At 36.3% G+C, this 14,443-nt stretch carries 8 protein-coding genes; 7 read left to right on the forward strand and 1 reads right to left on the reverse strand.

The annotated features are described in order from the left end of the window. Window positions 1-4 precede the first annotated feature (4 nt). Both ACZOVS_RS04920 and ACZOVS_RS04925 read left to right on the forward strand, forming a co-directional pair. Window positions 5-3,151, forward strand: a complete 3,147-nt coding sequence (locus tag ACZOVS_RS04920) for a UvrD-helicase domain-containing protein (protein ID WP_483996114.1) — start codon at window positions 5-7, stop codon at window positions 3,149-3,151. A gap of 15 nt (window positions 3,152-3,166) precedes the next feature. Continuing rightward, window positions 3,167-6,409 carry a S41 family peptidase gene (locus ACZOVS_RS04925; RefSeq protein ID WP_483996115.1) on the forward strand — a complete coding sequence of 1,081 codons (3,243 nt, stop codon included), beginning with the start codon at window positions 3,167-3,169 and terminating at the stop codon, window positions 6,407-6,409. A gap of 331 nt (window positions 6,410-6,740) precedes the next feature. Here ACZOVS_RS04925 and ACZOVS_RS04930 read toward each other — a convergent pair whose 3' ends face one another. Further along, entirely contained in the window at window positions 6,741-7,787 is a 1,047-nt protein-coding gene (locus ACZOVS_RS04930) for an NAD(P)-dependent oxidoreductase (protein WP_483996116.1), read from the reverse strand. A gap of 107 nt (window positions 7,788-7,894) precedes the next feature. On the opposite strand from ACZOVS_RS04930, the gene ACZOVS_RS04935 reads away from it, so the two are divergent. The 5 genes from ACZOVS_RS04935 (at window position 7,895) to ACZOVS_RS04955 (ending at window position 13,633) form a co-directional block, all read left to right on the forward strand. Then, window positions 7,895-9,157, forward strand: coding sequence for an amidohydrolase (locus tag ACZOVS_RS04935; RefSeq protein WP_483996117.1), 1,263 nt, complete (start codon window positions 7,895-7,897; stop codon window positions 9,155-9,157). A gap of 120 nt (window positions 9,158-9,277) precedes the next feature. Further along, window positions 9,278-9,745: a nucleoside deaminase gene (locus ACZOVS_RS04940; RefSeq protein ID WP_483996118.1), complete on the forward strand. Its 468-nt coding sequence runs from the start codon at window positions 9,278-9,280 to the stop codon at window positions 9,743-9,745. Window positions 9,746-10,091: 346 nt separating this feature from the next. Further along, on the forward strand, window positions 10,092-10,760 hold the full coding sequence (locus ACZOVS_RS04945; protein WP_483996119.1) for a hypothetical protein: 669 nt from the start codon (window positions 10,092-10,094) through the stop codon (window positions 10,758-10,760). A 285-nt stretch (window positions 10,761-11,045) separates the two neighbouring features. Beyond that, complete coding sequence (locus tag ACZOVS_RS04950) at window positions 11,046-11,987, forward strand: hypothetical protein (protein ID WP_483996120.1); 942 nt, start codon at window positions 11,046-11,048, stop codon at window positions 11,985-11,987. A gap of 23 nt (window positions 11,988-12,010) precedes the next feature. Continuing rightward, the gene (locus tag ACZOVS_RS04955; RefSeq protein WP_483996121.1) at window positions 12,011-13,633 is read left to right on the forward strand and encodes a T9SS type A sorting domain-containing protein; all 1,623 of its coding nucleotides are present in this window, start codon (window positions 12,011-12,013) and stop codon (window positions 13,631-13,633) included. The last annotated feature ends 810 nt before the right edge of the window (window positions 13,634-14,443 follow it).

The raw sequence follows: 14,443 nt of genomic DNA on the forward strand, positions 1-14,443 counted from the left end.
CAATATGAAAAATTTCTTGGTTTATAATGCTTCAGCCGGTTCCGGAAAGACTTATACCCTTGTAAAAGAGTATCTTTCATTGGCATTGTCTGAAGATGTTTATAAATTCAAGTCCGTTCTCGCTGTGACATTTACCAACAAGGCGGCTAAGGAGATGAAAAATAGAATAATGAATGAACTGTTTTCATTTTTTAGCTCCAATGAAAAAGACTCTATGTACATAGAGTTACGTAATATCTTGAACATAAGTGATAAAGACCTTGAAGCAAGAGCCGAGAAGTTATATTATCTCTTGTTGCACGACTACTCTGATTTGGCTGTTTGTACTATTGATACTTTCGTACAAAAACTTGCCCGTTCTTTCTCAAAAGAGTTGTCTTTGCCTTATCATTATTCTGTCATTCTCGATGAGGATGACCTCGTGGATGACGTGCTCGCTCATATTTCTGATGATATCGATGAATCGAAAACTAATTTTATTACTGACCTGCTCGTCGATTTTATTGAATACAGACTTATCGATGAAGAAAAAGGCTGGCGTATAGAAAATCCTGTTAAAGGCTTTATAAAAACTGTACTTAAGGAAAATGCTTATAGAAAGGGGCAATATCATAATCATAAATTGATTGACAAACAGCAATTTGAAAAAATCAAACGTAATATCGATACTGAAATTAAAGCGATTCGAGATAATGTAGGAACTGTTTTAAGTGAACTTGAATCTTGGGAAAGAAATCAAGGTTTGGAGGTCTCGGATTATTCATACGGAGAGAAAGGTCTTCCTTCAGTAAAGAAAAAAATTAAGAACTTTAATAATGACGTTCTTACTGAAAGATTGACAAATATGTTGAATGGCTCTCAAAAATGTCTGAAAAACAAAATTGTTCTTAGCAACAGGGTGGTTGAAAGATACAATGATGCAGTAAGAAAGTACAATGAATCAATAAAAAAATATATAGTTTTGTCCTTGATAAGGAAGAGGTTGCATCTTCAGGTGTTACGCAATTATCTGTATGAATATATCGATATTTCAATAACAGAAAGTAACAATGTGCATCTTTCGGAATTTAACAAACGTATTTCAGAAATACTCGGTGATTGTTCCGTGCCTTTCATTTATGAACGTTTGGGAGAGAAATATTCACATTTCTTTATCGATGAGTTTCAGGATACTTCCATTCTGCAATGGCATAACTTCCTTCCCTTATTTTATAATAGCCTTTCTTCTGATAACAAGAATCTTTTGGTTGGCGATGCAAAACAGGCAATATACAGATTTAGAAGCGGAGAAGTGGAACAGATAATAAATCTTCCTCATATATTCAAAAAGCCTGATACTGATTTTGCAAGAGATTGCGAGGATAAATTTATTGCAGAATTTTGTCCGGAGAATCTTAATGTCAATTACAGGTCTGCCAAAACAGTGGTTAAGTTCAACAATTTGTTTTTTGGAAGATTTCCTGATTATGCCGATGTTGATTATATAAAAAAAGTTTATGGCAATGTTCGTCAAGACTTTAAAAAAAATGGCGGATATGTGTCTGTTTCTCAATTTCATATAGATAAAAACGATAAGGATGAGAAAACAGAATACAGGGAGTTTGTCAATAAATCTGTGGTGAATCGTATTATCGATTTGAAAGACAAGGGATATTCGTATAAAGATATTGTAATTCTTGTAAGAAGTAAGAATATTGGTGTGGAACTTGCACATTCTCTGGCAGAGGCTCGTATTCCTTTTGTTTCTTCCGATTCCGTATTGCTTACTGCTTCAGATAAAGTTATATTGATAATATCTGCTTTGCGCTATCTTGTCCACTCGGATGATCCTGTTGTCAGGACTTCTTTGAAATATTATTATGACTTGGCTAAAGGTGCTTCGGATACCTTCCTTAATAATAACCGGAATTTTGATTTTGCCGGACTTGAAGAATTGTATGGAGACGCCTTTACTGTTTATGATTTGTGCGTGAATATTGCGGGATTGTTCGAGTTGAATGTTTTGGAAGATGTGTTTCTTCAGTTTTTCATGAATGTGGTCTTCGAATGGCAAAATACTAATAGTTGTGGCGTAAATGATTTTCTTGATTATTGGGATAAGAAAAACAATAGTTTTACTTTGGTGTTGCCGGAGGATATGGATTCCGTGAAGATAATGACTGTTCACAAGGCAAAAGGTCTTGAATTTAAAGTGGTCATTTATCCATACGCTTTTACATCATTTCCGGATGCCGGTATTACTAATGAAGAGTCATGGGTCGATGTGAAGGATTATATTCCCGAGATGGAGGATTGTTTGTTGCCTCTTAATAAGGAAGTATTGAAAAATACGGAGTTTGAAAAATTGTATGATGAAGAATATGCCAAAACAATACTCGATGACATGAATATCATGTATGTGGCAATGACACGCGCCGAAGAAATGCTTTTTATCTATACACATGATTATAAAGATAGCAATATTTTTAATAAATTGTTTGGTTGTGCCTCTGAAAATGGCTTCGAGCTTTCTGCCGGTGAAGATAAATTGGAGTTTAAAGTTGAAAACGGTAATGGAAATAAGGAATACCATAGTGGTGAATACAAGCCGTTGAGCACAGAAACAATAGAAAAAGATAATGTTTTGACTTGCAATGATGATGTGAAACCTCTAAAATGGCGCGATGTGCTTGGTTTTGATGAAAAAGAGCCGTGTTTTCTGTCGTATGATGAAAAAGATTTGGATGCTCGCGAGTGGGGCGTATTGGTACATGAGATTTTTTCCGGTGTCAAGATTGCTGATGATATTGACATCGTACTGAGAAATTATTCGGATGAGGGCTTGTTGTCGGAGTCTGCTGCCATTATGTTGAAAGACAGGTTCCGGGAACTTATGAAGTGTCAGGAAATAGCACCGGCATATTCAAAAGACGCTCTTATACGTAACGAGACTGATATTCTTACGTCTAAGGGCGAGATTCTGCGCCCTGACAGATATTCGGAATATGAAGGTAATATCATTCTTATTGATTACAAAACCGGTGAAGAACATAAAAGTTACCGTACCCAGCTTGAAGGTTACAAACATGCTTTGTCCGAAATAAACAGCGGTAAAAATATAAATGCTTATATCGTATATATAAATGAATCTGTTAAAATAGTACAAGTATAACTTAAATGTAAAGAGATGAAAAAGAAATTTTTGTTGTTTATGGCTTTGTTTGTCCTTGGCAGCTTAGTGGGACAAGCACAGGAACAAGCCAAAATGTTACGTTTTCCTGCCATTCATGGTAATACTGTGGTGTTCAGTTACGCCGGCGACCTCTATAAAGTCGATATCAACGGTGGTGTGGCGACAAAACTCACCAACGACCCCGATGGTCTCGAGCTGTTTGCCCGTTTTTCTCCCGATGGTAAGACTATTGCTTTTACGGGACAGTATGACGGCAACACCGAGGTGTATGTCATGCCTTCGGAAGGCGGTGTGCCCAGACGTCTGACTTATACCGCCACTCTCGGCCGTGATGATGTCTCTGACCGTATGGGTCCTAATAATATCGTCATGACTTGGAAAGATAATGAAAATGTGGTATTCCGTTCTCGTAAACAGTCATTTGATGATTTTGTGGGACATCTGTTCATCGCCAATGTCAACGGTGGACTCAACGAACAACTGCCTTTTGTGGAGGGAAGCTGGCTCAGCTACTCGCCTGACGGTAAGAAGATAGCATTTAACAGAGTGATGCGCGAGTTCCGCACATGGAAATATTACAGAGGCGGCATGGCTGATGATATCTGGATCTTCGACTTCGATACCAAAGACCTTGTCAATGTTACCAACAATGATGCTCAGGATATTTTCCCGATGTGGGCGGGCGATAAAATATATTTCTGCTCCGACCGCGACAGGACAATGAATCTATTTGTATATGACACTAAGAAGAAACAGATTGAAAAGGTGACAGATTATACCCTTTATGATATAAAATTCCCTTCTCTCGGAGATAAGGATATTGTGTATGAGAACGGTGGCATGCTGTATCGTTATAACCTCGAGGATGGCAAGATATATGACATTCCTGTACAGATTCTGAATGATGAGATGAACTCACGTCCGAAATATGTAGATGCATCGAAATATATCAACAGTTACAGCATTTCTCCGGATGGCAATCGTTTGGCTCTCGGCGCACGTGGTGATGTATGGACAGTGCCGGCAAAATCCGGTATAACACGCAATATCACAAAATCGGACAATGCTCATGACAGGGATGTCGCTTGGTCTCCTGATGGCAAATATATCGCTTATATTTCCGATAGGACAGGTGAGGATGAGCTGTATATCCAAAGCCAGGACGGTAAAGATGCCGCCATACAACTGACAACTCCCGAATCGGTGTCTTCTACTTATAAAAGCAACCCGGTGTGGTCTCCGGATGGAAAGAAAATACTTTGGTACGACAAAATGAACCGTCTTAATATGATAGATGTGTCATCAAAGAAAGTCACTGAAGTGGCAAAATCCGAAGCAGGCGAGATTTACAGATATTCATGGTCTCCCGACAGCAAATGGATAGCTTACGTGATGCCCTCTCTGAGAGAACATGCAGTCATCTGTATTTATAACGTGGAGAATGGTGAGAGCAACCCTGTCACCGACAACTGGTTCAGCTCTTCCAATCCGGTGTTCGACCTCAGTGGCGACTATTTATATTTTACTTCTGAACGTGATTTCAATCCGGATTACAGCTGGACCGAATGGAACCATTCATATAATGACATGACAAGAATATATTTGGTGACTCTACGTAAAGATATCAAATCACCTTTCATCACTGACAATGACGAGGTGACTGTTGAAGAACCAAAAAAAGATTCTAAAAAAGACAAGAAAGATTCAGAGGTGAAGGTCTCTATCGATTTTGACGGTATTGTGGAACGTATTATTCCGCTTCCTGTCGAACCAGGCTCATATTGGAATCTCGTTCCTGCAGAGAATGGATTGTATTATGTCTGCTCCGGTAATGACGGAGGATTGAACTATTTTGATATCAAGACTAAAAAGTCTGACAATATCGGTAAATATTACGGATTCGAATTTACTCCTGACATGAAAAAGATGCTGGTGTCCGCAAACAGAAAGTTTGCCATAGTCGATGCTCCCAAGTCCACTTTGAAGATAAAAGACGAAGATTATGTAAGTCTTGACAATATGAAGAAATGGGTAGATGTCCGTCAGGAGTGGGCTCAGATATATAAGGAAGCATGGCGTCAGATGCGTGACTATTTCTATGCACCCAACATGCACGGTGTAGATTGGAATGCCATGTACGACAAATATGCTGTATTGGTGCCTTACGCAGGCGACCGTAACGATGTCAATTATCTTATAGGAGAACTTATAGGAGAACTCAATATTGGTCATGCATACGTGGGCGGTGGCGACAGAGCTGAAGCAGATCGCATAAAACAAGGCTTGCTCGGTGCTCAACTTACCCGGGATGAAAGCGGATTCTATAAGATAACTAAGATATTGAAAGGCGAGAGTTGGAACAAATCCACAGTGTCACCTTTGAGAGAGGTGGGCGTTGATGCTAAAGAAGGAGACTTCATAGTGGCTGTTGACGGTGTCAGCATACAGGATATGAACGATATTTATGAGTCATTGGTGGGTAAAGCCAATACTGCAGTGGTTCTCTCCCTTAATGAGAAACCTGAACTTAAAGGTGCTCACGATGTCGTGGTAAAGACTATAGATGATGAACATCTGTTGTATTATTACAACTGGGTCCAGGATAATATACGAAAAGTCGATGAAGCTACAGACGGTCAGGTGGGTTATATTCATATTCCCGACATGGGACCTGACGGCTTGAATGAATTCGTTAAATATTTCTATCCTCAGCTTGGCAAAAAAGCCTTGATAATTGACGACCGCGGCAATGGTGGCGGCAATGTGTCTCCTATGATAATAGAACGTCTCCGCCGTGAAATAGCTATGTATAACGTTAGCAGAAATTGTGGAGTGACGACAAAACCAAGTGAGATGATGAACGGCCCTAAGGTCTTGCTGCTCAATAAATATTCTGCTTCTGACGGTGACCTCTTCCCATGGCAGTTTAAATATTACAATATAGGGAAGACAATAGGTACACGCTCATGGGGCGGTGTGGTCGGTATCAGAGGCAGCCTCCCGTTTATCGATGGTGGTTTCCTTAACAGACCGGAATTTGCTCCGTTCGATTCCGACGGCAACTGGATCATAGAAGGTCATGGCGTGGACCCGGATATAGTGATAGATAATAACCCGTATCTCGAATTCAATGGCGAAGATGCACAGCTGAATAAGGCTATAGAGGTGATACTCGAAGAACTGAAGAACTGGAAAAAAGAACCGGCAGTGCCGGATTATCCGGATAAATCCAAGTGATTGTCTTATTAATATTGAAATCAATAGGGGCGATTCAAAAAAACGAATCGCTCCTTTTTTTGTTGAAATTCATTAAGTATGATAAAATTTTGATTTTTTTATTTTGAAAATTAAATTTGTATGCTTGCAATTTGAATGATGAATTATGTTATTTTATTTATAATCAATTATTTATAATAATTTGTCGCTTTTAGATGAATACACTTTTTTTACGTAGAAACGTCATATTGTAATTTCTCTACAATATGTTGACAAAATGACATTTATGTCTCAAATAGTCATCCAATATTGTATTTTATGAAACTATTTTTATCGGACAGAGATGTAACGATTATATCAATTCTAATTCTTCTGAAATAAGACCCTTTTGTCGTGTTATTTCTATGATATTGTTTTCCATCTCGTCACTTGGCTTGATCAGCCCTGTTTCATTTGGGTGATTGATGAGATATTGAGCTCCGGCATTGTGCAATGCCATGGTGGCATCTATGTATTTCATCTGTGTGGGCTCTTCCAGCATGAAATTCAATGGATGTTTTTCGTATAACACCGATGATGATGGAAAAGTGTCGCCAAATTCATCTTCAACTCCCATGTTGGCAAGCAAGGTGCCTTTTTCGATTAACTCTGATTCCATTCTGTATTTCGATACTACGCCTTTGAACCCGGTGGCTGTGACAACAACCTGAGCTTCTTTCAGAATAGTTCTTACTGCATCGATATCGTTGCAGTCCACACAACTGCATATCAGTTTGCTTACCGACGGAGTGATGGTAGATGGCTCAGTGACAACGTCAACAACAGCACCTTTTCTCGTAGCTTTAATGATAATGCCTGTTCCTACTTTCCCGCTACCGAAAACAACTATTCTTTTGTCTTTCAAGTCGGTATATCCAAGTTTTTCCATCGCTCTGAAAAATCCATCACCTGTACCTAAACAAGTTTCGATGCGTTTGATTTTTCCTTCATCGGCTAAAAATACCGGCTTCCCTGCATTAGCATAAACATGGGCGCCTGAACGAGTAAGTTCCGATATTCCGAAACGTGCTTGCCAATGAGAGAAGGCACCGGCACAATCGAGAATTATATCCTGACAAACCGGCTGGTCCTGTGTCGAATGTACAACGTGTATCCCACTTTCACGCAAACGGTTTACGATATTATTGTCGTGTGGCATTACATCCGAAATACCAATGGTCAACGATGCTCCGGCAGCTGTCAATGCTTCGTATTTCAATACAGTGTTTCTAAATACCGGTGTGGCATCTAAAATCTTCAGAGATGCAAAGGGTTTGACAGATTCCCATTGTTGTCGCTGATATGCTAATGCCGGATATTCTTCTGTTGTGTAAAACTTCTTTGCGTAATCGAAAATCATGGTGTCATATTGCATGTAAATTATTCGTCAAAAATAAAATATTTTTATAAACACAGACCTATTCGGCTCTATTTATTATTTTTGCTTGAATTTTATAATTAAAAGATATGAAAAGTATCTTAATAAAACAAGTGTTGTGTAATGGAACACTGTCGGATGTCCTGATTGAAGGAGAGGTGTTTTCTATGATAGATACACATATCGAGACTGTTGCCGAGTTGATTGTTGACGGAAAAGGCAAGGCTGTTCTTCCTCCTTTTTACAATGGACATACTCATGCTGCCATGACTTTGTTGCGCGGATATGCCGATGATTTGCCCTTGTTTACTTGGTTGAGCAAATATATTTGGCCTCTTGAAGCAAAAATGACTGCCGACGACATTTATTGGGGAACGAAACTTGCTGTTTTGGAGATGATAAAATCGGGTACCGTTTTCTTCAATGATATGTATTGGCATGATGATGCCACAATACTGGCAGTGGAGGAGATGGGAGTGAAAGCTGCCATCGGCATGCCGTTGATCGAAGCGACAGGCAAGAAAAATATTGACTATTGCTTTGAGAGATTGGACAGCCTGACACGACAGGGTGCATTGCCGCGAAATGTTCAGGTGACAGTCGCTCCTCATGCCATATATACTGTAGGGGAGACTTTGTTCAAAAAGTGTGTCGAGTATGCTGAAAGAAAAGGTCTTGTGTTGCACACCCACCTTTCGGAAACACAACAGGAGGTGGACGACTGTATAAAAAAATACGGTATGCGCCCGGTGGAATGGCTCGACAGTTTGGGTGCTCTTCAGCCTAATTTGGTAGCTGCACACGTAATTCATGTAAATGATAAAGAAATGGATTTACTTGCTGAAAATAAGGTTACATTAGTACACAATCCCGTGTCTAACATGAAGTTGGGTTCTGGAGTCTTTCCAAGCGCGGCATTGCTGGATGCAGGCTGCCGCATCGCTTTGGGAACAGACGGCTGCTCTTCTAATAACAATTTGGATATGCGCGAAGAAATGAAAACGGCTGCCTTGTTGGCAAAATGCCATTATCGTCGTCCGGAACTGCTGCCGGCGGAAACTCTTTATCGGATGTGTAACCTGAATTGTTCTGAGGCTTTCCATCTTCAAAGCGGTACTATAGAAGTAGGTAAAAAAGCTGATGCTTTGCTGATAGATATAACGGATGAACGTATGGTGCCATGTCATAACCTCATTTCCAATTGGCTTTATTCGGCAGAATCATCGATTATAGATACTGTGATATGTAACGGTGACATCCTGATGCAACACCGCCATGTTCATGACGAGGAGGAAATTCTTGACCATGCTGCACAATGTGCATACAATTTGAAAAATAAATTGAAACCGTAAAATAAACTGATACCTTGAAGTATCTGTAGAGACATCATATCATGGCGTCTCTGTAGTTTTTTTATAAAATGAATGTTTCTGACAAAAATATTTTTTTATTTTTGTAAAAAAATATCTTTTATGACTAAAGAAGAATTGATGCGTAAGGCAATAGCATTGTCTAAAGATAATGTCATGAATGGCGGCGGTCCTTTTGGTGCTGTTATTGTAAAAAATGGAGAGATAATAGCAACGGGAGTAAACAGAGTGACTGCCAACAACGATCCTACGGCTCATGCCGAGGTGAGCGCCATCAGAGAGGCTGCCGCAAAACTGAAGACTTTCGATTTGAGCGGTTGCGAGATATTTACTTCATGTGAGCCTTGTCCGATGTGCCTCGGCGCCATATATTGGGCAAGATTGGACAAAATATATTATGCTAACGATAAAGATGATGCTGCAAAAATAGGGTTCAGTGATGCTTTTATTTATGAGGAACTGTCACTTCCCAAAGAACAGAGACATTTATCAACAGAGAGACTTCTCGCTGATGAGGCTATGGAAACTTTCGTTATGTGGTCATATTCAGAAGATAAAATAGAATATTGATGTTGACTTTCATAATGCTGTCATAAGTGTTTAATGAATGATGATATTAAATGTATTATGTCGGCTATTTGTACTTTATCAAGAAATTTGTTTGATGGTATTTTAAATGTTGTTTAAATATCAAAAAAATTAAAAAATATTTCTTAAAATTATACGTTGATTTTGAAATTGTAATCTTCAAACCAAGTAATCTCAACAATATTGAATTTACGGACCAAGTTAAAACGGATAGTGAAAATACTATAAAACATTAAAAGAATTTAACGATAAAGTATATATGATAATGAAATACTTTAATATGTTATGGATTGTATTTGATGAATAGTAATAACTTAATTAAAAGATTATGAAAAAAGTACTGATTATAATATTGTGTATGATTGCATTCAGCAATAAGTCCACAAGTCAGAATCTCGAAAAACTTTCTGTTGAATTCGATGCTGATTATTGTTACTATTTTAAGATTCCGAATGATATTAATTATGGTTTTGCATTGCTTTTTTCGGATTATATCAGTGATGGTTTTAGATTGAATGTAGGAGTTGAATATCGTAAGAGTAATTTATATAGAGATACATACTACAATCATGGATATGAAAGGAATTATTTTCATGTAGGTTACATTGATTATCTTATCAACGGAAACATAAGGATTTTTTCAAAGAACAAATTCTACACGAGTCTGTTTGTAGGTATTTCAATAAATACTATTGTAGATTACAGTGGAAAAGTTTATTATCAATATTCGGTAGAAAATATTATGGAAATGTTGCATGAAGAAGGGAATTGTATAGGGATATCGCTCATGTTGGGAGAGTCGTTTTCATATAAAATAAGGAACAGATTATTTCTTCATCTGACACCATTTGTCAATTATCGAATAAAAACAGACAACAGAATTAAAGAAATGTTGGATCATAATGGTCGTGATTTTTTGCGAAGCAAGTGGTATGTGGGAATGAGAATAGGCATAGAATATTTATTTTACGACAGAACATTGTCAAAAAATCGTTAATTAAAAGAACAGAAAACAGGTAAAAAATTTTTTTTATTGAAAGTTTAGACGAAAATAAGATAATTTAAGTGATAAATTTTTTAAAAAAAAGTTTGTAATTTTTTTTGTCGATATTAATGCTAATGGTTTCATTATAAATATTATATATTAATTACATCCCCAAAAAAAGTTTGTAATATCTGTTGAAATGTGTTTTTTAAATATTATTTTTAATAAATTTGTAAAAAATAAATGAACTATTCAATCCAATAATTGCTTGATTTAAAAATTAAAAAAATTAGATGTATGAAAAAAGTATTAGTAATGATTATTGTTCTGTGTAGTCTTAAAAGTATGGCTCAATGTGTTCAATGTTACTCTGATTTTACTTCTGTTCCTGGTACTAATGCCAGTGTATTAGGAACAAATACGCATGCTACCGGGCATTCATCGTTAGTATCTGGATATCAATCAACAGCATTAGGAATATATTCTGTATCTATTGGTAAAAATGTAAATGTCTCGAACACGAGTTTTGCGTTTGTAAGAGATATTGCTGCAAGTGCTATGAATTCTATGATAATAGGTGTGGGATACACATCCTCATCGATAATGACAGATGATATACAAAAAAGTATAATGTTGGGAGTTTATAACATTCAACCTTCAATAATCATTAGACAAATGTCCATGCAAGATTTGCCAGCAAATGTTGGGATAGGTACAATTGAGCCAAAACAACAATTGCACATAAATGGTAATACGCTGATAAGTGGAACTAATAAATCACTTTTATTTGCAGGCACATCAACTTCTGAAGGAGAATTCGGGATTCAATATAAAGATGATGGATTGAATTTCTTTTTGCCAAATGATGGAACACCTACAAATTATTTATTATTTATTAATGATGATGGTAATATTGGTTTTGGTAAGAATAATCCTAATGAAAGAATTGATGTAAATGGTACCGCAAAAGCAACAAAAATTATTGCAAGTACATCAATACAGGCAGCTTCTTTGAATGTTGTCGGATTATCGAATATAGGATCTTTACAAGTAAGTGGAAATATTGCATTTAGTAGCTTGTCTGGGGCATCATCAAAGGCTATAGTTGTAGATACAAACTTTTATCAATTGTTAATTTCACCTTATAGAGAACTATTACGAATAGTAGATATAGAAAAAGACTCCGTAATTTATCATTATGCAATTATCAAATATTATGAAATTGGAAGTGTGAATTAGTAATAACTTAAATTGAAATAATCATGAAAAAATCAACTACATTATTGATACTCTTGTTAACGAGTATTATTGCGTTTTCGCAAAATTCAAGTTTTGAATACATTTTTAGTGATTCTGTAAACTTGCATCAAAGCATATTGTTTGAGGATATTATAGAGTTATCCAATGGTGATTATGTTTTACAAGGAGATTTGTATGTTTTAGATGATTCCATGTATCAAAGAATGTTATGCTGTTATTTTTCGAAAGATGGAGAACTGAAGGCAGAAAAAGATTTTCCTGATGAAGAGGGATATAAGTATTCTCCTAAAAGTATTTTAAAAGAATTTAAAGATGGCAATTTATATCTTGTAAGAGCATTGAATGTTGATAATGAGAAACAGTTACGAGATGTTGACAATTCAAAAATTGTCATCAACAGAATAGACTCGGATTTAAATACAACAATACTGAAAGAATTTTATATTCCGATAGACGGTACAGGAGCAATAGATATTACTTCCGTAGAGGAAATAGGTAATGACAATTTTGTGATTTGTTTTGAAAAGTTTTGTCATAATTTTGGGGCACATCCATGGGGACAAGGCAATGATACAACATTTTTCTGGAAAATAGACAGTAATCTTGATATTGTCAAAGAAGGTTTTATTAAGCATTCAAAATGTAATCTTGATAGAAATTCTGGAGTTTGTATGATTTATGACGAGAATAATAATAAGTATTTGTATTATACATTTTTTCTTCCGAACACTTCATATAATAGCGGACTTACCATTTATAATATGGATAGTGACTTTAACCTGATTGGCCAAACAACTATGCCTCAGACAATAGGAGGCGGCAGTATAATTCCTTTTATTATTAATGATACTAGAAATGTATCTTATAAACGCACATCACAAAATACAACTGTCATAGGTACATCGATAACTACTATGAATGCACAAAATCTTGATAATTTTACAAGTGCACTATGTATTGAAGTTGATGACGATTTAAATTTGATAGATAGTATACATAAAGGTGCTGTTCTTGATACAAACTCAGCCTATCTTACAAGGACTCCGTGGGGACGTTGTATTGATTGGGTTAATGATAATGAAATATTTTTTGCTTATACTCCGCACGCATATTCCATGCCTATGACTGGTAATCCTAGAAAAACACAGAAATGTATAATAACGAAGTTAAACAGAGAATTTAATACTATTAAAGAATTTTCTTATGGTAATGACAGTATATTTTTATGGATAAATACCATAAAAGCAACGAGAGATGGAGGTTGCATAATTGCAGGACATTTCAGAGATATTTCATCAGGACTTCCATATAATATTGGAGATATGCAAGGTATAGTAAAGAAAATCCCAGCAGCCGCTTTAATCTCAGTTGAAGAAATTTCTGAAAACAGTTTTAATACCGTATTAGTTTATCCTAATCCAGGTAATAATGTCCTTAATATTAAAACATCATTACAAAATGCAAGCGTAGAGGTTTACAATATTCTGGGGAAAGTGGTTTATAAACAGGATATTACTGATATTTCTACTGCAATTCCGACAGGAAGCTGGAATAGTGGAATATATATGTGGAAAGTTTATTCAAATGGTAAAGAGGCAGAAAACGGGAAATGGATAAAGAAATAATTTAAAATTTTAAAAATCAATGGACTGTTTGATAAGAATAATTAAAATAGATTACCATTGTTTTAATATTAAATCATGAATTATTTTTTGATTTATTAGTGTCCCGAAAAATAGGACGAGTTGATAAATTAATCAAATAACCCCGGAATTAGGGGTAATAAATCTTCGACATCATTGAAATTAGTCTTGTCGAACAAGTTTTGTCAGTCAATGAGATGATGAGAATCTGCAAGACTTCATAAGTCGAGTGTTTGGGCTTCATATCATGCTGGACAATAGCCATGAGACAGTATGTGATAATTGCCACAGGGATTTGTATGCCAACAACGTTCTCTGTTGTAATCTAAAATTTCATTATCTTGAGATGTTGCTCGAGCTTTTTGAAAAACAGTTCGACCAACCATTATTTTACAAAAATTGGTGACATCCAATGCTGAAAGATGTTATGCATTCGTCAGAAAAGTAAACTTACGATCATTTTTTTTCGTCTTAGTATCGAATGTGTCTGAATGACTCCGAATATTTCTTCGCGGAGAGATAACCGGTAAGTTTCACTTCTGCATCAGTAAATACATTCTATGGCATCCTTCGTTTTCATTTGAATGTCATATACTTTAAGTTCGTTTTGGCTCTGTCAATAAAGAAAGAGTTTGTAAGGTGTATCCTATAGAGTTCTTTAAAAGTCATAAGCCCTGTCGAAAAATATAGTAAACATTTGGTTCATAATGGATTGAAGATTACTATGGAATAATGCTTTGATGCGGTGGTTACAGTATATATGACATGAACTTTGACTCCTCCATTTTTCCT

The sequence above is a fragment of the Candidatus Limimorpha avicola genome, assembly GCF_056978975.1.